Source organism: Natronococcus sp., assembly GCF_047921035.1.
Taxonomy (GTDB): Archaea; Halobacteriota; Halobacteria; order Halobacteriales; family Natrialbaceae; genus Natronococcus.
On sequence record NZ_JBLRWX010000022.1, the window covers coordinates 13,120 to 39,341 of the forward strand.

The 26,222-nt window shown below is 66.8% G+C and carries 23 protein-coding genes; 9 read left to right on the forward strand and 14 right to left on the reverse strand.

All coding sequences use genetic code 11. From position 1 onward, the window contains the following. Nucleotides 1-9 precede the first annotated feature (9 nt). The gene (ilvA, locus tag ACNA7R_RS06655; protein WP_416282780.1) at nucleotides 10-1,254 is read left to right on the forward strand and encodes a threonine ammonia-lyase; all 1,245 of its coding nucleotides are present in this window, start codon (nucleotides 10-12) and stop codon (nucleotides 1,252-1,254) included. 195 nt (nucleotides 1,255-1,449) lie between these two features. Further along, complete coding sequence (locus tag ACNA7R_RS06660) at nucleotides 1,450-3,090, forward strand: BCCT family transporter (protein ID WP_416282781.1); 1,641 nt, start codon at nucleotides 1,450-1,452, stop codon at nucleotides 3,088-3,090. Between the two features lie 63 nt (nucleotides 3,091-3,153). On the opposite strand, the gene glyA is transcribed toward ACNA7R_RS06660, so the two are convergent. Together glyA and ACNA7R_RS06670 are read right to left on the reverse strand one after the other, a co-directional pair. Then, the gene (gene glyA, locus ACNA7R_RS06665) at nucleotides 3,154-4,404 is read right to left on the reverse strand and encodes a serine hydroxymethyltransferase (RefSeq protein WP_416282782.1); all 1,251 of its coding nucleotides are present in this window, start codon (nucleotides 4,402-4,404) and stop codon (nucleotides 3,154-3,156) included. A gap of 165 nt (nucleotides 4,405-4,569) precedes the next feature. Continuing rightward, entirely contained in the window at nucleotides 4,570-5,547 is a 978-nt protein-coding gene (locus ACNA7R_RS06670; RefSeq protein WP_416282783.1) for a formyltetrahydrofolate deformylase, read from the reverse strand. A 507-nt stretch (nucleotides 5,548-6,054) separates the two neighbouring features. Here ACNA7R_RS06670 and ACNA7R_RS06675 point away from each other — a divergent pair. Beyond that, nucleotides 6,055-6,255: a hypothetical protein gene (locus ACNA7R_RS06675; RefSeq protein WP_416282784.1), complete on the forward strand. Its 201-nt coding sequence runs from the start codon at nucleotides 6,055-6,057 to the stop codon at nucleotides 6,253-6,255. Nucleotides 6,256-6,271: 16 nt separating this feature from the next. Here ACNA7R_RS06675 and ACNA7R_RS06680 read toward each other — a convergent pair whose 3' ends face one another. Continuing rightward, nucleotides 6,272-6,493, reverse strand: coding sequence for a hypothetical protein (locus ACNA7R_RS06680; protein WP_416282785.1), 222 nt, complete (start codon nucleotides 6,491-6,493; stop codon nucleotides 6,272-6,274). Between the two features lie 117 nt (nucleotides 6,494-6,610). Then, entirely contained in the window at nucleotides 6,611-7,174 is a 564-nt protein-coding gene (locus tag ACNA7R_RS06685; RefSeq protein WP_416282786.1) for a hypothetical protein, read from the reverse strand. Between the two features lie 348 nt (nucleotides 7,175-7,522). On the opposite strand from ACNA7R_RS06685, the gene ACNA7R_RS06690 reads away from it, so the two are divergent. From ACNA7R_RS06690 to ACNA7R_RS06705, 4 genes are all read left to right on the forward strand, one after another. Continuing rightward, nucleotides 7,523-8,995: a sugar transferase gene (locus ACNA7R_RS06690; RefSeq protein ID WP_416282787.1), complete on the forward strand. Its 1,473-nt coding sequence runs from the start codon at nucleotides 7,523-7,525 to the stop codon at nucleotides 8,993-8,995. Next, a complete protein-coding gene (locus ACNA7R_RS06695) occupies nucleotides 8,995-9,930 on the forward strand; it encodes an SDR family oxidoreductase (RefSeq protein WP_416282788.1) in 936 nt (311 codons plus the stop codon). Before ACNA7R_RS06690 ends, ACNA7R_RS06695 begins: the two co-directional genes overlap by 1 nt. A gap of 136 nt (nucleotides 9,931-10,066) precedes the next feature. Next, nucleotides 10,067-11,164 (forward strand): glycosyltransferase family 4 protein, encoded by a 1,098-nt coding sequence (locus tag ACNA7R_RS06700; RefSeq protein ID WP_416282789.1) that lies wholly within the window; start codon nucleotides 10,067-10,069, stop codon nucleotides 11,162-11,164. A gap of 117 nt (nucleotides 11,165-11,281) precedes the next feature. Beyond that, nucleotides 11,282-12,496: an MFS transporter gene (locus ACNA7R_RS06705; RefSeq protein WP_416282790.1), complete on the forward strand. Its 1,215-nt coding sequence runs from the start codon at nucleotides 11,282-11,284 to the stop codon at nucleotides 12,494-12,496. Between the two features lie 304 nt (nucleotides 12,497-12,800). Here the strand turns inward: ACNA7R_RS06705 and ACNA7R_RS06710 are convergent, their stop codons facing one another. Genes ACNA7R_RS06710 through ACNA7R_RS06720 form a run of 3 tightly spaced genes read right to left on the reverse strand, consistent with a single transcriptional unit; the run spans nucleotide 12,801 to nucleotide 15,691 of the window. After that, entirely contained in the window at nucleotides 12,801-13,535 is a 735-nt protein-coding gene (locus ACNA7R_RS06710; RefSeq protein ID WP_416282791.1) for an AAA family ATPase, read from the reverse strand. Nucleotides 13,536-13,589: 54 nt separating this feature from the next. Further along, a complete protein-coding gene (locus ACNA7R_RS06715; protein WP_416282792.1) occupies nucleotides 13,590-14,684 on the reverse strand; it encodes a glycosyltransferase family 4 protein in 1,095 nt (364 codons plus the stop codon). Between the two features lie 50 nt (nucleotides 14,685-14,734). Beyond that, on the reverse strand, nucleotides 14,735-15,691 hold the full coding sequence (locus ACNA7R_RS06720) for a glycosyltransferase family 2 protein (protein ID WP_416282793.1): 957 nt from the start codon (nucleotides 15,689-15,691) through the stop codon (nucleotides 14,735-14,737). A 152-nt stretch (nucleotides 15,692-15,843) separates the two neighbouring features. Between ACNA7R_RS06720 and ACNA7R_RS06725 the strand changes: the two genes are divergently transcribed. Continuing rightward, the gene (locus ACNA7R_RS06725) at nucleotides 15,844-16,515 is read left to right on the forward strand and encodes a hypothetical protein (protein WP_416282794.1); all 672 of its coding nucleotides are present in this window, start codon (nucleotides 15,844-15,846) and stop codon (nucleotides 16,513-16,515) included. Nucleotides 16,516-16,531: 16 nt separating this feature from the next. On the opposite strand, the gene ACNA7R_RS06730 is transcribed toward ACNA7R_RS06725, so the two are convergent. From ACNA7R_RS06730 to ACNA7R_RS06740, 3 genes are all read right to left on the reverse strand, one after another. Continuing rightward, nucleotides 16,532-17,995 (reverse strand): flippase, encoded by a 1,464-nt coding sequence (locus ACNA7R_RS06730; RefSeq protein WP_416282795.1) that lies wholly within the window; start codon nucleotides 17,993-17,995, stop codon nucleotides 16,532-16,534. Nucleotides 17,996-18,029: 34 nt separating this feature from the next. Further along, on the reverse strand, nucleotides 18,030-19,229 hold the full coding sequence (locus ACNA7R_RS06735; RefSeq protein ID WP_416282796.1) for an O-antigen ligase family protein: 1,200 nt from the start codon (nucleotides 19,227-19,229) through the stop codon (nucleotides 18,030-18,032). Nucleotides 19,230-19,332: 103 nt separating this feature from the next. Continuing rightward, on the reverse strand, nucleotides 19,333-20,319 hold the full coding sequence (locus ACNA7R_RS06740; protein ID WP_416282797.1) for an SDR family oxidoreductase: 987 nt from the start codon (nucleotides 20,317-20,319) through the stop codon (nucleotides 19,333-19,335). 235 nt (nucleotides 20,320-20,554) lie between these two features. Between ACNA7R_RS06740 and ACNA7R_RS06745 the strand changes: the two genes are divergently transcribed. After that, nucleotides 20,555-21,976: an O-antigen ligase family protein gene (locus ACNA7R_RS06745; protein WP_416282798.1), complete on the forward strand. Its 1,422-nt coding sequence runs from the start codon at nucleotides 20,555-20,557 to the stop codon at nucleotides 21,974-21,976. 145 nt (nucleotides 21,977-22,121) lie between these two features. On the opposite strand, the gene ACNA7R_RS06750 is transcribed toward ACNA7R_RS06745, so the two are convergent. The 4 genes from ACNA7R_RS06750 to ACNA7R_RS06765 all read right to left on the reverse strand — a co-directional run. Continuing rightward, nucleotides 22,122-22,850: a phosphatase PAP2 family protein gene (locus ACNA7R_RS06750; protein ID WP_416282800.1), complete on the reverse strand. Its 729-nt coding sequence runs from the start codon at nucleotides 22,848-22,850 to the stop codon at nucleotides 22,122-22,124. A gap of 158 nt (nucleotides 22,851-23,008) precedes the next feature. Continuing rightward, entirely contained in the window at nucleotides 23,009-23,755 is a 747-nt protein-coding gene (locus ACNA7R_RS06755; protein ID WP_416282801.1) for a hypothetical protein, read from the reverse strand. Nucleotides 23,756-23,760: 5 nt separating this feature from the next. After that, on the reverse strand, nucleotides 23,761-25,566 hold the full coding sequence (locus tag ACNA7R_RS06760) for an ABC transporter ATP-binding protein (RefSeq protein WP_416282802.1): 1,806 nt from the start codon (nucleotides 25,564-25,566) through the stop codon (nucleotides 23,761-23,763). A 78-nt stretch (nucleotides 25,567-25,644) separates the two neighbouring features. Further along, on the reverse strand, nucleotides 25,645-26,222 hold a 578-nt coding region (locus tag ACNA7R_RS06765; protein WP_416282803.1), incomplete at its 5' end, for a sugar phosphate nucleotidyltransferase.

The window sequence follows — 26,222 nt, forward strand, 5'->3', positions numbered from 1 at the left end:
TACCAGACCATGACCGAATCACGGAAACACGAACCCGAGGTAGCGTACGAGGACATCGAGCGGGCGCGCGAACGCCTGACCGACGAGACGGTCGTCAAGCGCACGCCGATCGAGCGATCCACGTCCCTCGAGGAGCTGGTCGACGCCGAGGTGTACCTGAAGATGGAACACCTCCAGTGGACCGGCTCGTTCAAGACCCGCGGGGCGTACAACCGGATCAGCCAGGCGGTCGCCGACGGCGCCGACGAGTTCGTCGCCGCGAGCGCCGGCAATCACGCCCAGGGCGTCGCACTGGCAGCGACGAACTGTGGCGCCGACTCGACGATCGTCATGCCGAGACACGCTCCGCAGGCGAAGATCGACGCCACCCGGAGCTACGGCGCGACGGTCGAACTCGTCGGCCAGGACTTCCAGGAGGCGATGGCCTACGCCAAGGAGTACGCCGCGGACAACGACGTCGAGTTCGTCCACGCCTACGACGATCCCGCGATCGTCGCCGGCCAGGGAACCCTGGGAATCGAGATGCACGAGGACCTCCCCGAGGTCGACACCGTCATCGTCCCGATCGGCGGCGGCGGGCTGATAAGCGGGATCTCGACCGCACTCGATCACCTCTCGCCCGAGACGCGGGTCGTCGGCGTGCAGGCGACGGGCGCCGAGACCGTCCACGAGAGCCTCGACAAGGGCGTTCCCGTGACCCTCGACGAGGTGGACACGATCGCCGACGGGATCGCCACCGGGGGCATCTCCGAGCTGACGCTGGGACTCATCGAGGCCCACGTCGACGAGGTCGTCACCGTCTCCGACTCCCAGATCGCCCGCGCGATCCTGCTCCTGCTCGAGCGGGCGAAGCAGGTCGTCGAGGGCGCGGCCGCGGCGTCGGTCGCGGCGCTGCTGGGCGACGACCTGGACGTCGCGGGCGAGACCGTCATGCCCCTGCTGTGTGGCGGCAATCTCGACATGACGATGCTGCAGACGGTGTTGATCCACGCGCTCACCGGTCGGGGCCAGATCCTGCGCCTGCGCGTGAAGATCGACGACATGCCGGGGAAGATGACCGAGCTCTCGGGAATCATCGCCCACCACGGGGCGAACATCCAGACCGTCCGCCACGATCGAGCCGTCGAATCGCTGAACGTCGGCGAGGCGTACCTCGTCTTCCAGATCGAAACGAGCGGGATCGAACACGCCGCCGCGATCATCGACAGCATCGAAGCCGAGGGGTACGACGTCGAGGACGTCAACCGCGAGTAGGCCGCGAACGGCGTTCGCGGCGAACGGATCGCGCTCGAGCAACGAACGACGAACCACCGAGCGAACGGCGAAATTGAGAGACATTGCTACTCATGAAAGAGCGAGACGAACCGAGGACGACGAACTGGAGCACCGAACGACGCACCGATAGACCGACCGACCGGCTCTGCCGGGTCGGAGAACGGAGGTGATCAGATGGGACGCTCGAATCCGACCGCGGCCCTGCGGCGGTTCGCGGACGAACTCGACGTCGCCGTCTTCACGGCCGGCTTCCTCATCGCGGCCGGATCGGTGCTGGCGTTCGTGCTGTGGCCCGGCGCCGCGTCCGAGCGGATGGCCGCTGCGAACGACTTCCTGTGGACCGCCGCCGGCTGGTGGTACCTGGTGGCGATGTTCGTCCTCGTCGCCTTCGTCGGCTTCCTGATCTTCGGCCCGTGGGGCAACATCAAACTCGGGAGCGACGACGAGCGACCGGAGTTTTCCTTCCCCGCATACTTCGCGATGCTGTACTCCGCGGGGATCGCCGCGGGAATCGTATTCTGGGGGCCCGCCGAGGCGATCTTCCACTACGACGCGGCGTCGCCGTTCGTCGGCGCCGAATCGCAGTCGCCCGAAGCCGCCGTCGGAGCGATCCAGTACACCTTCTTCCACTGGGGGATCTCCGCCTGGACCGCCTACGTCGTCATGGCCCTTCCGATCGCGTACTTCGCCTACCGGTACGACGCGCCGCTTCGCATCTCGACGGTGATCGCACCGTGGGTCGGCCTCGAGAACCTCGACGGACCGCTCGCGAAATCGATCGACGTGCTCGCCGTCTTCGCCACCATCGGCGGCGTCGCGACGACGCTCGGCCTGGTCGGGAGCCAGTTCCTCGTCGGCATCGAGTGGACGACCGGTGCGTCCGTCGGCGACAGCGGGACGATACTGGTGATCACCGGGCTCACCGTCGCCTTTACTATCTCGGTGTCGCTCGGTATCAAAAAGGGGATCCAGCGACTCTCCTACTTCAACATGGCGCTGTTCGCGGTGGTGACCGTCGCGACGTTCCTGCTCGGTCCGACGACCCAGATCATGTCGATGGGGACCCAGGCGCTCGGGGCCTACATCAACGAGTTCATCACGATGAGTTTCTACACCGGCTCCGGCAACGGCGCCGGGGCCGGTGTCGACGAGTGGGTCGGCGGCTGGACCATCTTCTACTGGGCCTGGTGGTTCTCGTGGACGCCGTTCGTCGGCCTCTTCATCGCACGGATCTCTCGAGGACGGACGGTTCGACAGGTCGCAGTAACGGGCGTGATCGCCTCGACCGGGATCACGGTGCCGTGGTTCGCGACCATGGGCGGGACGGCGATCTTCCTCCAGGAGAGCGGCCAGTCCGACATCCTCGCGGTCGTCGGCGAACTCGGCGAGGCCGGCTCTGGCTACCCGCTGTTCGAGGCGCTCCCACTGGGTGGCGTGCTGACCGTCCTCTTTCTCGTGCTCGTGACGACGTTCCTGATCACGTCGGCCGACTCCTCGACGCTCGCGCTCGGCATGTTGACCACGGGCGGCGTCGAGCAGCCCTCGACGATCAACCGCGTCATCTGGGGCTTTCTCATCGGGGCGCTCGCCTCGCTGCTGATGGTCACCGGCGGCGTCGACGCGCTCCAGCAGGCCGCGATCATCACCGGCGGCCCGTTCTCGATCATCGCCCTGCTCGCCGCCATCGCGATGATGTCGGCGTTCGGAGCCCGCAGACCGCTGTTCCTCCGCGAGGAGGACGACGTCTCGATCGGCTCGACCGACCTCGAGGGAACCCGGACGGAACCCGAAACCGCGGATCCGTCCGACGACTGAACGCGCGTCGCTCGCTCTCCTCGCGTAGTTCTCTCGGCCAGAAGAAATCGAACTCCTCGAGCGCTACTCGTAGATCGGATACGCCGTACAGAGTTCGTCGACCCGCGAGGCGACGCGATCGGTGACGGCTCCGTCGTCGGGGTTATCGAGGACGTCGACGATACAGTCGGCGACGGTCTCCATCTCCGCCTCTTCGAGCCCGCGCGTGGTGAGCGCCGGCGTGCCGACGCGAATCCCGCTGGTGACCATCGGCGATCTGGTCTCGCCCGGGACGGTGTTCTTGTTGACGATGATGCCGGCGTCGCTCAGCAGCGACTCGGCTTGCTCGCCCGTGAGGTCGGGGTGAGAGTCCCGGAGGTCGACCAGCAGGAGGTGTTTGTCGGTCCCACCGCTGACCAGGGAGAGCCCCCGCTCGACGAAGACGTCAGCGAGGCGTTTCGCGTTCTCGACGACCTGCTCGGCGTACTCGTCGAACGCGTCGGTCCTGGCCTCCGCGAAACCGACGGCCTTGCCGGCGACGTTGTGCATCAGCGGGCCGCCCTGCGCACCGGGGAAGACCGCCGAGTCGATATCGTCCGCGTACTCCTCGTCGCACATCACGATCCCGCCGCGTCCCGCACGGATGGTCTTGTGCGTGCTCCCGGTGACGAACTCCGCGTGCTCGACGGGCGAGGCGTGGACGCCGGCCGCGACGAGCCCGGTCACGTGGGCGATGTCCGCGAGATGGTAGGCGTCGACCGCGTCGGCGATCTCTGCGATCCGCTCGTAGTCGAACTCCCGGGGGTACGCCGACGAGCCGCTGACGATCAGTTCCGGGTCGGTCTCGCGAGCCTGTCGCTCGAGTTCGTCGTAGTCGATGTAACCAGTGTCGGGATCGACCTCGTACTGGTCGACGTCGTAGAGCTGTCCGGAGAAGTTGACGCTGTGGCCGTGGCTCAGGTGGCCGCCGTGGGACAGCGACAGCGAGAGGATGCCGTCGCCGGGCTCGAGGACGGCGAAGTAGACGCTCATATTCGCCTGGGTCCCGCTGTGGGGCTGGACGTTGACGTGGTCCGCGCCGAACAGCGCTTTCGCCGATTCGATCGCGCCCTCCTCGACGGTGTCGACGTGCTGGCAACCGCCGTAGTACCGACCGCCGGGGTAGCCCTCGGCGTACTTGTTCGTCAGGGCGCTGCCCTGGGCCTCGAGGACCGCTTCCGAGACGTGGTTCTCCGAGGCGATCATGCCGAGGGTCGACTCCTGTCGGTCGCGTTCGCGATCGATGGCCGTCGCTACGCTCGGCGAGATGCTGTCGAGTGGCTGGTCGAACGCCATATCACGAGTAGCGGGAACCCGGAGTAAGTATCTTGCGAGCGTGAGAGTTCAACCACGATACGTAAGATATCCGACTGTGCGTGGAACGGATCGCGACGAAAGTGGACGCCTCCCCTCGAGTGCGGTCGTCGAGCACGGACCGCAGAACGGGTAGCGAAATCGACGTCAGTCGTCGGCGACGGCCGTCCCCTCCCGGTCGTCGGCGACGAGCGACTCGCGCTCGTCGACCGGCGCCTCGGGGTTGGCCCGATCCAGCTCCGCGGGTGCGCCGAGCTGGGTCGCGGCCCGATCCGGCGACTCGAGCTCCGCTCGCCCGTCCTCGACGGCGAGTTCGTCCTCGAGGTGGAGCTCGATCGCCTCGAGCAGGGCCTCGGCCTCGAGGGGCTGGCCGCGCGCCTTGAGGTCGGCCTCGGTCGCGTCCGCAGGAACGTTGAACGCGCGCTGGGCGATGATCGGTCCCTGATCGAGGTCCGTGGTCACGTAGTGGGCGGTGACCCCCGCGATCCGGACGCCCTTCTCGAGGGCCTGACGGTAGGCCGCAGCGCCGGGAAACGCCGGCAGGAGGCTCGGGTGGACGTTGATGATGCGGTCCTCGTACCGGAAGACGACTTCGGGGGAGAGGATCTGGATGTACCGGGCCAGTGCGACGAGGTCGGTGTCGTACTCCGCGAGCAGCTCCAGAAGCTGGTCCTCGTCGGGCGAGCCGCTCTCGTCGCCGACGTCGTGGAAGGGGACGTCGTACTCGGCCGCGAGGGGACGCAGGTCGTCGTGGTTTCCGATGACGACCCCGATATCCGCGCCGAGTTCGCCGGCCTCGTCGGCCTCGAGCAACGCCTCCAGGCAGTGGCTCTCCTTCGTGACCAGGACGGCGATCGACTGGTCGTCGCAACTCGAGGGGTAGCGGACCCGAACATCGACGTCGAACTCCTCGCCGAGCGCCTGCAGTTCCTCTCGCAGGGTCTGCTGGGAGACGGTCATCCCGTCGGTGTCGACCCGGACGTTCATCCGGAAGGTTCCGTCTCGGACGGCCTGATCCAGCTCGAGCAACTCGACGTCGCAATCGTAGAGCGCGGCGGTCAGCTCCGCGAGTACTCCCGAATCGTCCTCGCCGATGAGGGTAATCTCGGTCGTCTCGCGGGTCATCGCGGCCACCTCAGTCGGTTCCCGACGCGTACTCGCTGCCGTTGCAGTCGCTCCTCGACTCGAGGGGCTTGCCTGTGGTGTGACATCCACTCACGTAGTTCCGGTTCGCCGGTTATGAACGTTGGCTCTCCTGAAATCACCGAGAGAGGATGTGCTTCGGAACGCTCGTTATATTCTCTGTTTGACAGCTCGTGAACGATCGAAATTCGTCGAGCGTTGCCACCGGTCCTGCGGGGGACCAATCCACGTCGTCTCTCCCCGTCAGCAAGGTAGGAATAAAACTACTTGGTGTTTGTTATTGTCTGTTAGTCTTAGAATGCTGTATATTGGACCTAAATGGTATTTACTACAACTATAGTTAAGTTATATAAGTGGGGGCAGCAGGCGAAGCGATCGAATCCCGGCGAACCGCATGACGCGCTTCGAGCACGGAGAACCTCGACAGCGGACTCGAGCCGAACCGCACGTAGCCAGTACGCATATAGTGAGCCTCGTCGAACGGTCTCTATGGACACGGACCGGTTGCTCGAGCTCGTTCCCCACTACGTCGCGATGATACTGCTGGTGTTTCTCGTGCTCGGGGTCGTCCGAGCGCTCGTCGGCGACGTCGGCTTCTGGATCGAACTCGCGATCATCTTCGTCCTCGTCTTTCTGTACCGACCCGTCGTCCAGCTACTGGATATCGCGCCGAGCGCGTGGGAGGAGTGAGCTTCCGACGCGGGCGCTACTGGGGGTACTCGCATTCGGACCCGGGGCGCTCGGCGCGTCTCCGACGAACGGCGGGCAAGACGAACCGTATCGCGATCCCCACGACGTATCCGACGGTAGCGGCGGCGAGACTGATCGCCGCGAACGCCAGCGTGATACTCCAGAGCGGGGCGTCCCCGCCGCCGGCTCCCGAGAGCCCGAGGACGGTCTCGAGGATTGCGGCCGTCGCGAACAGCACCGCGAAGCCGAGGTTACCTCGAGCCGGGTACCTCGGGACGTTCCCACAGGGGTCGCCGTTTCGCTGGCATTTCTATATCGCGGTAGAGAGTTTACGGGCTCGGCGTCCCCTCGAGCGTCACTCCAGCGACCCCGTCTCGAGGATTCGCTCGAGGAGTTCGTCCTCCGACAGTTCGCCGGCCTCGTGGGCGTCGAGCCACTCCGATTCGATGTGGAAGTTCGCGAGTTCGTTGCCTCCGTACTCGACGTTCCACTCGACGGTCGAAACCGCCGCGGTGAACTCGTCGGTGTCCTCGATGGCGTCGACGAACGTTCGACCGACGACCTCGAGTTCCGCCTCGAGTTCGTTCTGATCGAGGGTGTCTGCCTCCGTCCGGACGGTCACCGTCTCGCCGTCGCGAGTAACCTCCTCGACCGAGACGGCGTCGCTGTCGACGGTGAACGATTCGTCCTCGAACCCGGGGATTCGGTCGTCGACCGTTTCGTCTTCGTCCTCGTCCTCCTCGGTCAGTTCGTCGGCCGGCATATCGTCGTCGGCGTCGGCGTCGTCGTCCTCGAGCGAGTCGTCCATCTCGTCCGGATCGTCCGGTTGGTCGGCGTCCTCTCCGTCGGCGCTTCCGCACCCGGCGATCGTCGTCGTGAGTGCGACGCCGGCTCCGAGAAGGACCGTCCGTCGGTTCATATTCAGCCGCTTCGGTCGGCGACGTGGTTAGTAATAGTCACATAAGCGGGAAACGGGACGTTGTGAGTGCCGAAACTGTCCCGTGATCGGTTCGTTTATATCGCGACCGCCGAGCGAGTTTCGGAACGAGAGGAGCTAGCCGTCGAGTACTTTCCGTTTCACGTTCGCCGATGGAATTCCGACCGACCGGTCGGCGACGGTCGACCGCGTTCGTTCGTTAGAAGTGTCATAAACCGGCTGATAGGTAACAACGATTTACTATAGATAAGATATTCTGAAAGTACTGTATTATTATCTTACATCGTCTCACAAGCTTTAATACGGTGTCTGAGGGAGGAGACATGTTGAATGTTACTAGGTTGGGGATATCGCGGCGCCGCAGCAACAGGGACACTGCTGCTCGCACTCGCAGCGGGGTTCGTCGCGGGTATCCTCACCGGTACACCGATCACGTTCGGGGAGCGCCTCCTCGTCGCAGCGCTCGTCGGTGGGGTCGTCAGCATCGCGTTGACCCCGCTGTACGTCTCCCGACCGCGTTCGGTACCGACGGTACTTTCGGCGACCTGGCGACAGGTCGGTATCGCCTGTCTCGTTCTTATCGCCCTCGCCGCTGCCGGTGTCGCCACCGCCCCCGCGGTCTCGACGACACTCGTTTCGGGTGCCGTCCTCGCGGTCTCGCTTCCGGCCTGGTACGGACTCTGTCGCCGTCGTAACCGGCCCGAACGCGTGCTGGTCGTCGGCGACGAACCGACGCTGATCAAGTCCTCGATCCTCTCGCTTCCCGTCTCGCCGCTCGGCTTTCTCTCGCCGGTACTGACGGAACGGTCGATCGAGATGTCGTACCCGGACGGGTCGGCCTCGGACCGGTCGTCGGGCGACGAACAGGTCCTCAGAACCGACGGCGGTGTCCCGGCCGATGGGCGAATCAACCACCTCGAACTGATCGTCGGAACCGACCGTCTCGGCGGGCTTTCGGGACTCGAGCGAACGATCCGGGAGCACGACGTCGACACCGTCGCGCTCGCGTTCGCGCACGGCGACCGCGAGGAGTGTTTCGGCGTCCTGCGGACGTGTCGCGAACAGGGCGTCGACGCGCTCGTCCACGAGTCGCTGGCCGACCGCGTCCTCGCGGACGAGGCCGCCGGCGACGCGCTGGTGCGGGTCGACCTCCGGCCGTGGCCGTGGTACGGCCGCCTGGCCAAGCGAGCGTTCGATCTGATCTTCGCGACGGTGGGCCTGGCCGTGTTGACGCCGCTGATCCTGTTCGCCGCAGTCGCGGTCAAACTCGACTCTCCGGGACCCGTTCTCTACAATCAGATCCGAACGTCGACGCTTGGAGGAACGTTTACCCTCTCCAAGTTCCGGAGCATGGGTACCGACGCCGAAAGCGACGGCGCCCGGCTGAGCGACGAGGACGCCGGCGGCGTCGACCCTCGGGTCACGAGCGTCGGTCGAGTCCTCAGACGGACCCACCTCGACGAGATCCCGCAGCTGTTTTCGATCCTCAGCGGGGAGATGAGCGTCGTCGGCCCGCGGCCCGAACGACCCGAAATCGATCGGGAGATCGAAGCCGACGGCATCGACTGGTCGAAGCGCTGGTTCGTCAAACCGGGGCTTACCGGGATCGCTCAGATCAACGACGTCACCGGATTCGAACCCGCGAAGAAACTCGAGTACGACCTCGAGTACGTTCGTCGACAGTCGCTGTTGCTCGACGTCGAACTCGTCGCCTACCAGATCTGGTCGGTCGTGGTGGACGTCGTCGACCTGCTGTCTGAACGCTTAACTAAGGACGGCGACGAAGAGTCGAGTAGCAGCTGATGTCAGGTCAACTACCGGAGCCGCCGACAGGAGAGACGATTCTGGTGACCGGCGGGGCGGGGTTTATCGGCAGCCATCTCGCCGACGCCCTCGCCGACGAGAACGACGTCCGAGTGCTCGACAGCCTCTCGAGCGGTCGGCGCGACCGCGTTCCCGACGGCGTGACCCTTATCGAGGGCGACCTCCGCGACGACGACGCCGTGGCCCGCGCGATGGACGGGGTCGATCTCGTCTTCCACGAGGCGGCGCTCGTCAGCGTCGAGCAGTCCGTCGCCGACCCCGTAGAGAGTCACGGGGTCAACGTCGACGGGACGCTGGCGCTGCTCGAGCGGGCCCGCGCCGAGGACGCCCGGGTCGTGCTGGCCTCGAGTGCGGCGATCTACGGCCACCCCGAGTACACGCCGATCGACGAGGAGCATCCGACGGAGCCGAGTTCGCCGTACGGGCTGGAGAAGGCGTCCGTCGACGAGTACGCCCGTCTCTACCACGACCTGTACGGGCTCGAAACCGTCAGCCTGCGGTACTTCAACGTCTACGGCCCGAGACAGGTCGGCGGCGACTACAGCGCCGTTATCAGTATCTTCCTCGAGCAGGCCCGGGCCGGCGAGCCGATCACGATCGACGGCGACGGCACCCAGACGCGGGATTTCGTCCACGTCTCGGACGTCGTGCGGGCGAACCTGCTCGCGGCGACGACCGATTCCGTCGGCGAGTCCTTCAATGTCGGAACCGGCTCGTCGGTGACGATCCGGGAACTCGCCGAGACGATCCGCGAGGTCGTCGGCTCGGACTCCGAGATCGTCCACGGGGAGCCCCGGCCCGGCGACATCGAACACAGCCGGGCGGCGATCTCGAAGATCCGACGCGAACTCGGCTACGAGCCGACGGTGGGCCTCGAGGAGGGACTCTCGCGGCTCGCAAAAAAGAGTGAGTGAGTTATGGTGCTCGAACTACCCGATGGAGATCGACCGATGCGGATCCGCCGAGTTGCACAGAAGACTTACGCCGACGTAAACGGTGGCGGCACCTATCACGTGAATGTCGCTCGAGCTATCTGACGCGGAGCAGCCGATGCGTATCCTTCGAGTCGCACAGAAGAGCTATCCCGAGGTGAACGGCGGCGGCGCCTACCACGTCCACGCGATGAGTCGGGACCAGGCCGCGATGGGCCACGACGTCACGGTCCTGACGGTGCGACGCGACCCCGAAACCCCTCACCTCGAAGAGCGCGACGGCTACACCGTCGTCCGGTACGATCCGACGGTCAGCCCGCTCGGCAACGATGTCTCGGCCGGCGTTTCGCAGTATCTGTACGACGCCTGCGAGTTCGACGTCGTCCACGCTCACTCGCACCTGTACTTCTCGACGAACCTGGCGGCGCTGCGGCGGCGGTTCGGGGAGACGCCGCTCGCGATCACGAACCACGGACTGTACTCCCAGACCGCACCCGAGCGGATCTTCGAGTGGTATCTGAAGACCGTCGGCCGGTGGACGTTCGACCAGGCCGACGTCGCGTTCTGTTACACCGACGTCTGCAAGCGACAGCTCCGTGAATTCGGCGTTCGGGCGCCGATCGAGGTCGTCCCCAACGGGATCGACACCGAACGGTTCCGGCCCGAGGGTCCCGAAAGCGACCTGCTCGAGCCGTCGGAACCGGTCGTGTTGTTCGTCGGCCGGCTGGTCGAGGGAAAACGACCCCAGGACGCCCTCGCGGCCGTCGAGCGCGTGCGCGAGGCGTACCCCGACGTGACGCTGTACTTCTGCGGCGAGGGACCGCTTCGCGAACGGCTCGAGGAGCGAGCCGGCGACCGACTCGGCGACGGTGTCGAGTTTCTGGGCCACCTCCCCTACGAGGCGATGCCTCGCGTCTACCGATCGGCGGACGTCCTCGTCCTCCCGAGTCGGACCGAGGGCGTCCCCAGAACCGTCCTCGAGGCGATGGCCTCGGGCGTTCGCGTCGTCTGTTCGGACCTCGAGCAGGTCGCGGCGGTGGTCGGCGAGGGTGGGTCGGTCGCCCCCGTCGGCGACGTCGAGGCGTTCGCCGACGAGATCAAGACGCAGCTCTCGCGCTCGAGCGCGCGAAGCGACGGGGGGCTTGGACCGACGTACGACTGGCGGTCGACCGTCGAGCGGACCACGAGCGTACTCCGGGAGATCAGCCACCAGTGACGTCCTTCCCACCCTACTCGCTCACCGCTGACGCGGTTCGCTCCTCGAGGATGTGAGCGACGGGTGCCGTCCACGAGCAAACAATTAAGAGAGCAGACGATTGTCGAGTAGTAAGGCGTGCACGGAACCAGGCTCGGAAGCGTTCGGGACGTCGCGGACGAACTCTGGAGCGGCGGCCGCGGCTGGATTCTGGTCGGCGTCGCCAGCGGCTGGTTTCTGTCGCTGGGCGTCCGATTGATCTTTCCCGCACTCCTCCCGTCCATTCGGGAAACGTTCGATATCAACCTGGTACTCCTCGGGTTGCTCGTCACGGTTCTCTGGACGGCCTACGCGCTCGGACAGTTCCCCGGTGGGATCGTCGGCGACCTGTTAGGCGAGGGGAACGCGCTGGTCATCAGTACCGTCTGTTCGGGGATCGCGATCGCCGCCGTTGCCGGCGCGACGACGCCGATGATGCTGTTCGTGGCCACCGGGGTCTTCGGATTTTCGACCGCGCTGTTCGGCCCCGCGCGGTTCACGATTCTCTCGGCTATCTACGAGCGGCGGGACGGCACTGCCATCGGCCTGACGCTCTCGGCCGGTGAAGCCGGCAACGCCACCCTACCCGTCGTCGCCGGCGTCCTCGCGGGGGTGCTGTCCTGGCGGGTAGGCTTCGGTATCACTATTCCGCTGTTTTTCCTCGTTGCGGTGCTGATCTTCCGGGCGATCCCCGGTCGGGTATCGACAGCAACGGACGGCTACTCGCTGTCGGTGGCGACGTTCCGGGAGGTGATCGATGGAATCGCGGACCGCCTGATCCTGCTGATCACGAGCGTCCACCTCGTGCTCTTTTTCGTTTACCAGGGGTTCACCGGGTTCTACCCGATCTACCTCGTCGAAATGAAGGGACTATCGCCGACCGCCGCCGCGACGCTTTTCGGCTGGTTCTTCGTCGTCGGTATCGCCGTTCAACCGGCAGCCGGGGCCGGCGGTGATCGGTTCGGCTACCGGCCCATGTTACTGATCGTCGCCGGCGTTTCGACGGTCGTGTTGCTCGCGCTTCCGTTCGCCGAGACGCTCGGCTCGCTCCTCTTGGTCACTACGATCGCCAGCGTGCTCCTCGGGGCGACACCGCTCACCCAAACGTACCTCGTCAACGAACTGCCCGCGAGCGTCAAAGGGACCGGCCTCGGGCTTCTCCGAACGGGATACATCGCACTCGGGGCAACGGGGCCGCTGATCGTCGGGACGTTTGCGGAGTGGGGATACTTCGACGGCGCCTTTCTCGGACTCGGAGTCATCGCCGGTGCCAGCCTTCTGCTGGCGATACTCCTGCCGACTGCCGGTCCTTGACATCCTCCCCGCCCTGAAGGGCGAGGCTTTCTCCTCGATTTCCGTAATCGCCGTTCGGAGCGAGAGATACTGGACAGCTCAATTTCGAGCAGCTACAGTCGACCGGATTACGCGGGCAGCGGGAGAACGCTTACGACTGATACGGATTGCTGTAACGATTTACCGGCGCAACCGCCGCACGGGTCGCGGTTGCGCCGGTAATGACTTACAGTAAACCGTATGAACTCGTGGGAGCGGTCACTCGAGCGGGACGGACCACGAGTTTTACGCAGCATGCTGAAAGAAAACGACCCGCTGACAACTGCTACCCCCGGTGCCGTTCGCTCTCGAGACGCTCGAGAACCGTCGCGACGGCGTTCTCGAGGTCGGCCCGCGACTCGTTGTCGACGTGAAACAGGTCGACCGATGGTTCGTCGGCAACGGCGTCCGCGAGCGCTCGTTCGACCCGCTCCTGCCGTTCGAACGCCTCGCGGACGCCGTGACCGTCGCCGGTCGGACTGACCCGCGTGTCGCCGTCCGCGCGACTCGCGAGCCGCTCGCGGACCGTCTCGGGCGCGACGTCGACGACCACGACCAGTGCCGGTCCCGACCGCGAGAGCGCGTCGACGGCCAATTCACACAGCGGGGCCGTTCGATCCCGTTCGGCGCCGAGGCCGACCGACCAGGCGGCCTGTACCAGTCCCTGGTCGAGCACCCGTAGCTCGCCCGGCGTCCGCGACTCGAGCACGCCGGTCACGTACAGCCAGTTGAACGCCGTCTTCACCAGCGCTCGAGGAGAGGGCTGGCCGCTTTCGGAAATCGCTCGAGCGGCTGCGAGCGCCCGTCGGGGTCGACGGAGCGTTCCGGTCGCAGCGTACCCGGTTTTGGTGAGATATCGTCGCGCGCTCGAGACCTCGTGGGCGAGCGTATACGTCGGCTCCGAGACCGGTCGTCCCGTCGCCGCCAGCCGCTCGGCCAGTCGGTGAGCGATCGTCGACTTTCCCGCTCCCGGGACGCCGAAGAACTCCACCGTCCCTGTGCGGTCCGCTGTCCTCGTCACGGATAGAGCCTCCCGCGTTCGATCAAAAGCGGTTCCGGTTCGACTCCCTGGTGCTCACGACTCGAGCAGGTCACGGTACAGCTCGGCGTAGGCCTCGGCGGTCCGCTCGAGGGGGAACTCGGTCCGCGCGCGGTCGGACGCCCGCTCGGCGAACTCCCGCCGCAGCTCGTCGTCCGCGAGCAGCCGTCGCAGGCGGTCTGCGAACGCGGCAGGCTCGGTCGGAGTGGCGTAGGAACCCGCCTCGCCGACAACCTCGTGCAGGACGGGAACGTCGCTGACGACGACCGGGAGCCCGCAGGCCATCGCCTCGACGAGGGCGACGCAAAAGCCCTCCGACAGCGACGGCTGGACGTAGAGGTCGCTCGCGGCGAGGATCCGGTAGACCTCCTCGCGGTCGACGAACCCCGTGAACTCGACGCGTTCCCGAACGCCCAGCGAGTCGGCCAGCGACTCGAGGTCCTCGCGCAGGGGGCCGTCGCCGACGATCGTCAGCCGGCTGTCGGGGTGGTCGTCGGCGAGCGACGCGAACGTCCGGAGCAGCGTCGACTGGTTCTTCGTCTCGCTCAGCCGGCCGACCGACGTGATTCGCCTCCCCTCGACCGCCCGGGAGTCGCGGGGCTCCGCGAGCACGCGGTCGATCCGATCGACGTCGATCCCGTTGTAGATCACCGAGAACTGCTCGTCGTCGAGCCCGAGCCGTTCGAACCAGTACAGCGACTCGAGGGTCCGCCTCGAGTTCGCGACGACCCGGTCGGCTCGCGGGAGCGTCGCGGCGTTGACCAGCACCTGCGGGAGCGAGTAGTGGCGCTCGTGGTCGGCGTGTTCGGTGTCGACGATCCGCGTCCCGCGGGGGGCGAGCAGCCGGGCCAGCGAGCCGACGAAGTTGTGGTGGGTGTGGAGGACGTCGTACGACCTCGTCCGCAGGACCCAGCGCAGGTGGCGTATCGCGGCCGGATCGAGGCGCGAACCCGCGTTCAGCGGCACGAACTCGACGGCCGAATCCGGCGCCATCGCCGTCTCCTCGAGGGCGTTGTCGTAGTAAGAGACGATCGTCACCTCGATCCCGTCGATCGCCGCCAGCGCCTCGGAGAGTTCGTAGGAGAAGGTCGTCGGTTTGACGTGCGTGAGGACGGCGAGGACGCGAACCATTGCTCGAGGAATTTCCGATCGAACGGCTAAAGGCTTCGGTGCGCACGGAGCTACGCGGGCCCGGACCGGAGGGGTTCCCCGTACTCGAACCCGCTGGGGTCGCGCCTCGAGCGCAGGTATCGCGTCGCGGCGATCGCCGATCGGACGACCGCGGGGTGGGTGTAGGAAAGCGCCAGCAGCGCCGCCCTGCGTTTCGTCGGCTCCGCGGAGAGCGCCGCCTTGAGGGCGCTACGGGCGCTTCGGAGCTCGCCGTGATCCAGGTACGCCCGCCCCGCGCGCTCGGCGATCGCCGCCTTCGCGGACTCCCAGTAGCCACGCTCGCGGATCAGCGACTCGTGTTTCTCGAGCACCGCCCGATAATCGCGGGTCACGGCCTCGGGCGAACTGGACATGCTCTCGTGGGAGGTTCGAACGCAGAGGTGGTCCTCGACGGCGGCGACGAGCCAGTTCCGACAGAGCCGGATGTAGAGATCCCAGTCCTGTTTCGTCGGCAAGTCTTCGTCGAACCCGTCGATCTCCTCGAGTGCGGTCCGCCGGACGAGCACGCGGGAGGGCGAGCCGATCAGGTTCTTCCGCAGCATGGAGTCCGAGAGGTCGCCGCTGGGCGCGTCGCGTTCGACGTGGATGACCTCCCCGTCGGGGGTCACCGACACGGAGAGGCAGGTGACGAGACCGACCCGGTTGTCCGACTCGAGGCGTCGAACCTGCCGTTCGATCTTCGTTTCGTACCACCGGTCGTCGTCGTCGAGAAAGGCGACGTACTCGCCCGAGGCCCGCTCGATCCCCGCGTTCCGCGCCGCGGAGAGCCCCCGATTTTCCTCGTGTTCGATCCCGATCACTCGCTCCGGGTACTCGTCGACGACGGCCCCGGCGTAGGCGGTCTCGGAGCCGTCGTCGACGACGATCACCTCGAGGTCGTCGTACGTCTGGTCCAGTGCAGTTTCGACGGCCCCCTCGAGGAAGGCGGGGCGTTCGTAGGTCGGAATCACTACACTGACGGTTGCCATACCGGTGAGATTTTCCTCGGCGCCTTCAGCGTGTCGCTTCCGCGAGAGGTAGCAAGCGGTCGCGAAACCGAGCCGGCCGCGATCACCGAGAGCTATACGGCTGGAGTCGCTACTCGAGCCGTAACCGCCGCGTTCCGCCGCGACCAGGCGCCATGATCGACAGGAACCTGCTGCGACTGAAACTGCGAGACGCCCTCCCGCGACGGGTTACGGGTCCGACCGTCCCGCCGTTCGTGATCTGTCGGGTCGACCCCCGCGAGATCCGGACGTACCTCGAGTACGCCGTGTTGCGGAAGTACCGCTCGGCCGGCCGGATCGAACCCGGGGAGTGGGATCTGCAGGCGAAGCCGCTGTCCGAGAGCCCGAAGTACCGGCTGCTTCGGGGGTACTACGACGGGCGCCTGGACGGAGCGGACCTCACGGTCGAGTCGCTGCGCAAGGCCGGCTACCCCGAGCGCGAGGCCCGTTCCTACGCGGCGTCCGGGTACGGAGCCTACCTCGACGAGCTGTTCGCGTCGATCCGGGAGCGAGGGATCGAACTCGAGCCCGGCGGCCCGCAGGCGGAGCGAACTGCCGACCGGTACGACCAGGTGGCCGTCAACGTCGGTCGCAACGGGGAGCTGATCTTCAACTCCTGCGGGTTCCACCGGCTCGTGGCGTCGCAGCTGGTCGGGCTCGAGGAGATCCCGGTCCGAATCAACGCCGTCCACGACCGCTGGTGGCGGGCCCACCGTGACGCGGCGAACCCGTTCGACGAGCACCCGGAGCTAACTTATACAGGTCGGATCCCGATCCGGTGGCGGGACGTGCTGGCACGGGTCTGACGCCCGCTCGAGGGGCTCAGAACGGCGCTACCGACCGGAGCTGCCGCTTTTCGATCAGGCCGATCGAAACCGTCGCTCCGAGCCAGACGGCCGTCCCGAGGGCGACGACCGCCGCCAGCGAGACGGCGCCGTCGATCGCGGGCGCGAACGGCAGGACGACCGCCGACATGATCGCCGTGACGGCGCCGACCTTGGCGCAGCGACGGCCGATCGCCCGCCAGTCGAGGTCCAGCTCGAGGTGGATGAGGTAGACGTTCACCGCGACGTAGGCCGCGTACGTGCCCGCCGTCGAGATCGCCGCGCCGGCGATCCCGATCGTCGGGATGAGCGCGAGGTTCAACAGGAGGTTCGCGACCGCCGTCGCGCCCTTCGCGTACGCGCGAAGTTTCGCCAGACCGAGGTAGTCGAGTCCGCCGCTGGTGACGTACGAGACCGCCTGGGCGACCAGGTAGATCGTCAGGAGCTGCAGGACGATCGCACCCCCGGCGTACTCGGGGCCGAAGACGAGCGCGAGCGTCGGCTCGGCGACGATCGCCAGCCCGGCCGCCGCGGGGACGTAGAACACGAGCGTGGCCGTCAGCGCCTCGCCGTAGAGCCGCGAGGCGGTCTCGAGGTTGCCCCGCTGGAGCTGTTCGCTGTAGCGCGGCGAGATGGCAAAGCCCAGCGAGTTCGCGGGCGATTTGATGAACGTCAGGAGCTGTTTGGCGACGACGTAGTAGCCGACCGCGAGCGGCGTCAGGAACGCGCCGATGAGGACGACGTCGACCCGCTTGATGATCGTGCTCCCGTTCTCGGTCAGCGTGATCGGGAGGGCGTACTCGGCGATCCGGCGGCGAAGCCCCGCCTCGAGTTCGCCCCGCTCTGCGCGCGCGTAGAGTCGGTAGATAACCGCCGCGAACAGCGCGGCCCCGAGCAGCGAGCTGACGACGTAGCCGACGAGCGCGCCGACCGCGCCGAGGCCGGCGAGCACGAGCCCGATCGCGACGACGGGGCGGACGACCGCCTCGACGAGCGTGATAAACGCGGCCCGCTCGATCTCCTTGAACCCCTGACAGAGGTTCCGGCCGGAGTTGACGAGGCCGTGGCCCGCGACGTACAGCGCGCCGACCAGCAACAGCTCCTCCAGTCCGGGCTCGCCTAAAAGCGCCGCGAGCGGTTCGCGGGCGACGATCAGGGCGAGCGTTACGGTCCCGAGGGTGACCGCGAGCGCGAGCGCAACGGTCTCGACGATGTGGGGGATCTGGCCGGCGTCGCGCTCCTCGTACTCGGTGAGGTAGCGGGCGGCGGACTTGCCGAGTCCGAGTCGGCCGATCACCGTCGCGATCGCGAAGACGGAGATCGCGAGGTACAACAGCCCGTACTCGGTGGGCTCGAGCAGGCGGGCGAGGACGACGACCAGCAGGCCGCTCGAGAGGTTTCGGACGACCTGCGACGCGAAGTCGGCCTTGAGCCCGGACGCGATCTTCGCTGCGAGAGTCATGCTCGGCGTCCGTTCCGAGCAGGGCGGAATAAGGCTACTGATCGACGCCGGAGTCGGGTCTCTCGCGGAACTGCCGGGAGAGCGGTATCGTCGCCGTCTCGGACGGATCGACCAGCGCGAGACCGACGAACGTCGCGAGCAGCAGCGACATCGTCGATAGCCCGCCGAGCGTGAACGACTCGGTCAGCATCTGGAACGCGAGCAGCGTCAACGCGGCGAGGACGAACCCGTTCCACGACGGATCGTCCCGCGCCTTCCGCAGGGCCGACGCGACCGTCCCGACGAGCGCGAGGACGTACACCCCGCCGACGAGATACCCCGCGTTCAACGCGATCGCGACGAAGGAGTTGTGGGTCGGGATCCCGGCGTCGAACCCGGCACCGAGGACGGGATTCTCGGCCGCCCGCGAGAGGGCGACCTGCCAGAACTCGAGGCGTTCGCTGCCGCCGCGTTCGATCACGAGCGCGAGGTAGGACGCGCCGAGATCGGTCAGCAGGACCGCCGACGCCGTGAGCGCGCCGACGGCGGCGAACGCGAGCCCGGATTTCGGAGAGCGAGCGAACAGCAGGGCGGCCGTTCCCGCGCCGAACGACAGCAGCGCCATCGTCGCGTCGCTCAGGACGAGCCCCGCCAGCGTCACGAGCAACGCTGCGGTCCAGCGTCGGTGTCGCGACTCGAGGGACGCCCACAGCGCGCCGAGACTCGCGACCGCGGCCGCGAACCCGAAGGCGTTGGGGTTGCCGTAGATCGACGCGACGCGAAGGCCCGGTTGCCCGAAAACCCGGTTGCCCGTCCAGGGGAAGTTCGCCGCAGTGACCGTCTCGACGACGAGGAGCGCGATTCCGAGCAGGGTGAGCGCGACGACGGCGCCGACGAGCCCGCCGACGAACGCCCGCGGTCGCTCGAGGATCAGCGGCGGAACGACGTACCACAGCGTAACGCAGACCAGCGGCGTGAGCAGAACGTACGGCACGAACGACGTCGAACCCGTGAGTCCGAACTGGACGACAAGCCCGACCCAGTACAGGGCGAAGAGGGCGACGATCGGCCGCTCGAGCGAGGCGCCGGTCAGCCGGCCGTCCTCGAGTCCGGACAGCGCTCCGAGCGCGAAAATCGACAGCAGGACGGTCCCGGAGAGGACGTAGCCGACGGCGGGATCGACGAGCCACGTGGTGGGGGCGAGCCCCGCGGCGACGAGTGCAGCACCGACGAACGCTGCAGCCGACTTCGCCATACTCCAGTAAGGGGAGGCCCGTTTCCTTTACCTTTTCTTCGGAAGCACGTGGCCTCTCGTGGAGCTGTGGAACACACGGCACGGCTCGCTCGGTCCGATCGGGTTAGGAGTCCAACACCAGCGGCTCGTACCAGTTCCGGTTCCGGCGGTACCAGTCGATGAACCGCGAGACGCCCTCCCGGATCGACGTCGACGGCTCGTACCCCAGCAGTTCGCGGGCCTTCGAGACGTCGGCGTGGGTGTGCTCGGCGTCGCCCGTCCGTCGCTCGCCGTACTCGAGGTCGAGCGAGGGGTCGATCTCGTCGCGAACCAGTTCCGCGAGCGTCCGGACGTCGATGGTGTCCGTCGAGCCGACGTTCAGGATCTCGCCGTCCGCCGAGCCGTCGTCGAGCAGCTGCCGGTTGACGTCCACGACGTCGTCGATGTACGTGAAATCGCGTGTCTGCCGGCCGTCGCCGTAGATCACCGGTGGCTCGCCGTTCAGACACCGCGAGACGAAGTTCGAGATCGCCATGTTCGGGCGCATTCGCGGGCCGTAGACGGTGAAGTAGCGCAGCGACACCGTCGGCAGTCCGTACACCTCGCGGTAGACGCGGGCGTACTGCTCGGCGGCCAGCTTCGAGACGCCGTAGGGGCTGACCGGCGTCGTCGGGTGGGCCTCGTCGTAGGGGAGGGAGTCGGGTTTCCCGTATACGGAGGAGGAGCTGGCGAGCACGACCCGCTCGAGGTCGGTCTCGCGGGCCGCGTCCAGCACGTTCAGCGTCCCGTCGACGTTGATCGAGTTGGGCTTCCGGGGATCCTCGACGCTCGTTCGGACGCCAGCCTGTGCGGCCTGGTGGTAGACGACGTCCGCGTCGGCGACCAGTTCGTCGACGAGGCTCCCGTCCCGAACGTCGCCCTCGACGAACTCGTAGCTGCCTCCGCCCTCCGCTGCGGCGGCTCTCCCGATTTCGACGGTCCGGTTCTTGATACCGGGATCGTAGTAGGGGTCGAGGTTGTCGAGCACCGTCACGTCGTGTCCCGCTTTCGCGAAGGTCTCGGCGAGATGTCCACCGATGAATCCGGCGCCGCCGGTGACTAGAACGCGCATCGTTCGCCAACAGGTCGTCGACTCCCAAAAACACATCGCAGTTCTCACGTGTTAGTGCTACTCGAGCGAGCGATCGAGCCGGTGCCGCCGGCTCTCCGGTCGGCTCGAGTGGGAGCCGCGAGCGGACGAGAGGGGGTCGCGGTTCGCGAGGGCGGCGGTTCGATATCGACTCGTGAACGGTCCGCATATAGTTACTGGCTCAGTTATTTATCGATCGCCGATAATTGATGGAGACGTGAGCGCTGTCGAACGAGAACCGGTGACGCTGCTCGACTACGAGTGGAACGCCGACCGTCTCGTGAACGCGCTCGTCTACGGACTGTTCGGCCTCCACTTGGTTCTGGTAGTGCTCGCGTACGCGACCGACGCGGTGCTGGCGTGGCAGCTCGCTGCCTTCGCCGTCCTGCTCGGGACGATCTGTGGCTGCCGGATCGTCGCGGATGCCTACCAGGAGTTCGACCAACTGCAGGCGGGACTCCTCTCGGTGCTCGGCGTCTCGTTCGTCGTCCTCGGCGTGCTCTACCAGAGCTCCTCGCCCGGGTTCGGTCTCGGGCCGAGTCGTCCGCTCGCGATCGCGGTCGTGTTGGTACTTACCGTCTCCTTTTTCCTCGTCGTCACCGACGCCAGACGGTACACGGCCGGCCAGTGGGCCGCCGTCGGCTGCTTTGCGGTGCTGACCGGGATTTACCTCGTCCACACCCTGGCGTACGACCCCTCGAGTTCGCAGTCCCGGTGGCCGCTGTGGGCCGCGGTCGTGATGGGGACGAGCCTCTTCGTCGTCCCGCGGCTCGTTCCGGAACGGATCTTCCTCTGGTTTCTCCCGCGGCTGGCGGCGGTCGCGGTGGTGCTCGGGCTGGGAACGTACGCCGTCGGCGAGTACAGCCTGTGGGCGTTCGAGGTCCGCCAGTGGTCGGGGACCCCGTCGGTGCCGCTGATCGAGACCGAGCGCTCGACGATCCAGTCGTTCTTCCCGAACCCCAACTCCTTCGGACTGGTGTCGTTCGCCGGTCTCGTCGCCGCGGTCGTCGAGTTCCACCGGTCGGTCGCAGCCCGTCGACCGCTCGGGGCGGGGCTGGCGGCCGCACTCGCCGGGCTCTGTGCCGTCGGCGTCTTCCTCTCGAACGCCCGGGCAGCGATGCTCGCCTCGGCGGTCGTCCTCGTGATCTACGCGGCCTACGTCGTCGGCGGTCGCCTCGCGGTCCCCGTCGCCGCCGCGGCGAGCACCGTCACCGTGTTCGGACTGCTCGCGGGAATGTACGCGAACGTGATCGACATCTCCACGTCGGGCCGGTTCGAGCTCTGGACCGCGAGCCTGCGGGCGATCCGCGACGGCCCCCTCCTGTTCGGCTACGGAAGCGGCCCCGCGAACCTCGTCATCGAGCCCTACCTCGAGGGCGAGACGGCGCCGTTACCGCACAACTCCTATCTCGAGGTGATTATCCAGACCGGATTTATCGGCGGCCTCGCCTACGGCGGGCTGGTCGTCGGCAGCGTCGTTCGCGGACTGATCGCCTACCGCGACGTCAACGTCGCGATGCTCGCGTTCGTCGTCGGCTGGGCGATCCACCTGTTCTTCGAATCCTACACCCTGTTCGAGTGGTCGATCGGCGGCGTGCTGGCGTCGATGGCGGTCGGCTACCTGCTCTTCGACGGCTGAGCGAGCTACCGTCCCACACCCGCTCGAGGGCGTCGTCGACAGACACCGTTCTCCGCCGGCTCTCATACGGTTTCCTGTAAGTCATTACCGGCGCAACCGCGACCCATACGGCGGTTGCGCCGGGAAATCGGTACAGCAATCCGTATCAGGCCGAACCCGGTCCGAGGCGGTCGTACGCGGCGTACACCCGCCCCCGGATCGCCGGTCGTTCGACGAGCCACCAGCCGACCAGCCCGACGGCGGTGCCGACGAGCGCGAGCGCCGCTCGCTCGTTGGCGCCGGCGACGACCGTCGCCGCGAGCGCGATTCCGAGCGCCGCGAGAAACGCCCGTAGCGGCCGGTCTCGCGCGACCCGGACGATCACGGCGAGATAGATCGCGCCGAACGCCACCGACGCGACGACGTCGACGAGGTAGTGGACGCCCAGCGCAAGCCGGGAGACGGCGACGAGGAGGACGATCGCTCCGGAGACGCCGAGCCGAACCGATCGTCGGCCGCGCGGGAGCCATAGCGCGATCGCTCCCCAGAACACCGTCGCGGCCATCGTGTGCCCGCTCGGGAAGCCGAACTCGCTGGCCTCGATGGCGTGGTACTCGGCGGGCGGGCGCGGGAGCGCGAACACCGACTCGAGCAGGACGACGAGCGCGAGCCCGCCGAAGACGGTCGCGATGAGAGACGCCGTCCGGTTCGAACACAGCGGCTCCTCCCGACGGCCGCGTCTGATCGACGAGCCGACGTCGACGGCGTAAAACAGCGCCAGCGCGGGGGCGACGAACAGGAGATCCCCGAGCAGCGTTACCCAGACGAACGCCTCGAGGAACCACTCCGGGAGGGTCGTCCGGATCGCCTCCATCACGCCGAGGCTTCGGCTCACGTCGACCCGCGGACGGCGCGTTCGCTCATCCGCTTACCCCTCGAGTTCGGGATGCATGGACGTCCTCCCGTCGATACATAGATCATCATCGGTTCCCGGTGCGTGCGTTACAGCATACCTGCTAGCTCTGCTTCAAAAGCCTATCGTAGTCGACCGGGTTAGTTCGCCAGGGCCCGGTCGACCGCCGCGACGACGTCCTCGAGGGTCCCCTCGTTCGAAACCCTGACGACGGTGATCGAGTCGGTAGCCTCGGCGGTGGCGACGACCCTCGAGCAGGCCTCCTCGTGACGTCTCTGTGCGTCGTCCGTCCTCGCGACGCCGTGTCGCTCCCGGAGGGACTTCTCCCGGTCGCGCTGGCGTCGGAGACAGACCGCCCTCGGCGCGGTGACGTGGACGAGCGTCTCCGGCGTCGGCACGCACTCGAAGTACGCCTCGAGCGAGAGCCGGTCCCCGCCGCGCCAGAGGATCGAGACGGCCCCCATCATGAACCCCTCGTCCATACAGAACCGCTCGTCGGGCCGAACCGTCTCGACCCCGAGCTGGTAGCGGTCCGCGGCGTCCCTGAGCAGCGACGCAGCCTTGTCGGGGTCGCGAGACGCCGCTTGCCGGGCGCCGACCATCGCGTCCGGAAACGCCGACTGCTCGAGCAAGAATTCCGAGAACAGCCGTTCTCGAGCCGGATGCTGTAAAACGAGCGTCTCGGCGTACGATCGGAGACGGGACGGCAACAGCCGGTACGTCAGCCCGGCGGGACCGTCGTAGGTATCCAGAATCAGTCGCTCGAGGGCGTCCTCGTAGATCCCGCCGTAGTACCGCGGCTCCGACGTGAGCCGTCCGTGGACCGTCGACTTGCCGGCACCCGGCGGACCGAGAAACTCGACGTGTGAGCGGTCGGGCGGGGACATTCGAGCTACTTGCGCGACTGGATCGCGTACAGGTCGGCGTACTGTCCGCCCCGGTCGATCAGGTCGCCGTGTCGGCCGGCCTCGACGACCTCGCCGTCCGAAACCGTGTAGATGCGATCCGCGTTCTCGACGGTCGAGAGCCGGTGGGCGATCGCGAGCATCGCGTAGTCCCGATCCATCCCCTCGATCGCCGCCTGAACCTCCTGCTCGAGACTCGAGTCCAGGTCGCTCGTCGCCTCGTCCAGGATGAGGAGTTCGGTGTCCTCGAGCAGCGCTCGAGCGAGCGAGACGCGCTGTTTCTGGCCGCCCGACAGGCGGGTCCCGTCGTCGCCGAGGACGGTGTCGTACCCGTTCGGGAGGTCGTCGAGGAACTCGTCGATCTTCGCGATCGAACACGCCCGCTCGATCTCGGCCCGGGAAACGTCACGGTTGCCGATCGTGAGGTTGTACCGCAGCGTGTCGTTGAAGATGAACGGATCCTGGCGGACGATCGAGAGCCGCTCGCGCCACTCGTCGACGTCCATCTCGCGGATAGGGACCCCGTTGGCGCGGATCTCGCCGCGGTCGACCTCGTACAGCCGAGCCAGCAGCGAGACGATCGTCGACTTGCCGGCGCCGGACTGGCCGACGAACGCGACGAACTCGCCCCTCTCGACCTCGAAGTCGATCCCCCTGAGCACCTGCTCGTTGCCGTCGTAGGAGAACTCGACGTCGTCGAACTCGACGTGTCGAACCTCGTCGGGGACCTCCCGGGTCGGCTCGTTGACCTCCTCGCGGTCCTCGAGGCTCTCGATGAACTGCTGGGTTCGGACGAGGTGAGGGAGGTCGTTCTCGACCTTGTAGTAGTACTCGTTGAGCGCGCTCACCTTGGGACCGAGCTGCATCATCGCGAACAGGAAGACCCCCAGCGCGCCGATCGAGAGGTCGGCGAACGTGAGCGCGAGGTAGATCAGGAGGAACACCGAGACCGCGACGCCGAGGTTGTAGAAGTTGTTGATCGCCGCCTCGTTGCGCCGGAGTTTGATCCGGGCGGTCGTGTACTGGTCGACGGCGTCGAGGAAGTTCCCGCGCAGCTCCTCCGCGAGCCCGAAGATCCGCACGTCGCGGATCCCCTGGGTGCCGGCCTGGGCGGCCTCCTGTCGGCGCTCGTTGGCGTCGGCCACCTCGTCGCCGAGGTCGTATCCGCCCTCGAGGACGCCCCGGAGCAGGACCGTCAGCCCACCGAGGATGACCGCGGCGATCAGCGTGAGCATCGGCGCCATCACCAGCGCGATCGTCAGATAGGCCAGCGAAAGGAAGAGCTGCTCGAGCACCTTGATCACGCGCCGGATCACCCGTCCCGCGTAGTAGGTCTGGGTGACGATGGCGTTGAGGATGTCGTCCGAGCCCTCCTCGTCGAAGTACTTCACCTCCGCGTCGAGGGCGTTGTCGAACGCTCGAACCTGCAGATCGCGGATGTAGTAGGTCCGCAGCGCCTCGCGAAACCAGCCGACGAGGAAACTCGCGGTGTACCGTACCGTCATCACGACCGCGACGCCGGCCACCACGAACCCGAGGGTGAACGGGACCCCGAGCGTGTCGTAGGCGACGACGAACGCCGCCATCAGCCCGTCGGCCTCGGCGACGGGATCGTCGGCCTGAACGATCTCGATGATCGGCAGGATGAAGCTCAGTCCGATCCCCTCGAGAACCGCAGCGAGCAGTCCGAGACCGACGATCAGGGTCGTGAACTTCGGGCTGAACCGGGCGACGTCTAACAGTGCGTCGATCTTGTCGCGCCGAGAAATATGCTCGGCATCGTCGGTAGACATCTCGGAGATAGTACGGTCTCCCCGTTGGAATCGTATAGTCCCGTCGGAACCCGCTCCGGTCGGTCCTGGACGGTCAGTTCAGTCCGAGGCGGCTTCGGCCGGCACTTTCTCCTGCAGTCGCTCCTCGGCCTCCTCCCGATCTTCGGGGTAACCGACGTCGATCCGCCAGCCCTCGAGGCCGATCGCGTCGATCGTTCGACCGCTCTGGATGAGCAGGTCGACGGCGTCGCTGATCTCGTACTCGCCGCGGTCGGAGGGCTGGACGAGGTGACAGGCGTGGAAGATCGCTGGCGTGAACGTGTAGAACCCGGTCATCACGAGATTGGACGGCGGGTCGTCGGGCTTCTCGACGACGTCGGTGATCTCCCCGTAGGCGTTCGTGTCACAGACGCCGTATCGGGAGGCTTCGTCCCAGGGGACTTCTTCGACGAGGAAGGCGGCGTCCGCGCGTTCTTCTTGCTGGCGGCGGACGACGTCCTCGAGGTTCGCCTCGAAGATGTTGTCACCGAGAATCAGCATGAAGTCGTCGTCGATGTGTTCTTCGACACACAGCAGCGCGTGGGCGAGGCCCTTCTGCTCGCGCTGGTGGGCGTAGGTGATCGGCACGCCGCGGTACTCGTCGCCGTAGTGCTCGACGATCCGTTCTTTGAGGTAGC

Bases quoted from the DNA above. Each gene is read 5' to 3' on its own strand.
- ilvA (WP_416282780.1), top strand. From the start codon at position 10: ATGACCGAATCACGGAAACACGAACCCGAGGTAGCGTACGAGGACATC.
- ACNA7R_RS06660 (WP_416282781.1), top strand. From the start codon at position 1,450: ATGGGACGCTCGAATCCGACCGCGGCCCTGCGGCGGTTCGCGGACGAA.
- glyA (WP_416282782.1), bottom strand. From the start codon at position 4,404: ATGGCGTTCGACCAGCCACTCGACAGCATCTCGCCGAGCGTAGCGACG.
- ACNA7R_RS06670 (WP_416282783.1), bottom strand. From the start codon at position 5,547: ATGACCCGCGAGACGACCGAGATTACCCTCATCGGCGAGGACGATTCG.
- ACNA7R_RS06675 (WP_416282784.1), top strand. From the start codon at position 6,055: ATGGACACGGACCGGTTGCTCGAGCTCGTTCCCCACTACGTCGCGATG.
- ACNA7R_RS06685 (WP_416282786.1), bottom strand. From the start codon at position 7,174: ATGAACCGACGGACGGTCCTTCTCGGAGCCGGCGTCGCACTCACGACG.
- ACNA7R_RS06690 (WP_416282787.1), top strand. From the start codon at position 7,523: ATGTTACTAGGTTGGGGATATCGCGGCGCCGCAGCAACAGGGACACTG.
- ACNA7R_RS06695 (WP_416282788.1), top strand. From the start codon at position 8,995: ATGTCAGGTCAACTACCGGAGCCGCCGACAGGAGAGACGATTCTGGTG.
- ACNA7R_RS06700 (WP_416282789.1), top strand. From the start codon at position 10,067: ATGCGTATCCTTCGAGTCGCACAGAAGAGCTATCCCGAGGTGAACGGC.
- ACNA7R_RS06715 (WP_416282792.1), bottom strand. From the start codon at position 14,684: ATGGTTCGCGTCCTCGCCGTCCTCACGCACGTCAAACCGACGACCTTC.
- ACNA7R_RS06720 (WP_416282793.1), bottom strand. From the start codon at position 15,691: ATGGCAACCGTCAGTGTAGTGATTCCGACCTACGAACGCCCCGCCTTC.
- ACNA7R_RS06725 (WP_416282794.1), top strand. From the start codon at position 15,844: ATGATCGACAGGAACCTGCTGCGACTGAAACTGCGAGACGCCCTCCCG.
- ACNA7R_RS06730 (WP_416282795.1), bottom strand. From the start codon at position 17,995: ATGACTCTCGCAGCGAAGATCGCGTCCGGGCTCAAGGCCGACTTCGCG.
- ACNA7R_RS06735 (WP_416282796.1), bottom strand. From the start codon at position 19,229: ATGGCGAAGTCGGCTGCAGCGTTCGTCGGTGCTGCACTCGTCGCCGCG.
- ACNA7R_RS06740 (WP_416282797.1), bottom strand. From the start codon at position 20,319: ATGCGCGTTCTAGTCACCGGCGGCGCCGGATTCATCGGTGGACATCTC.
- ACNA7R_RS06755 (WP_416282801.1), bottom strand. From the start codon at position 23,755: ATGTCCCCGCCCGACCGCTCACACGTCGAGTTTCTCGGTCCGCCGGGT.
- ACNA7R_RS06760 (WP_416282802.1), bottom strand. From the start codon at position 25,566: ATGTCTACCGACGATGCCGAGCATATTTCTCGGCGCGACAAGATCGAC.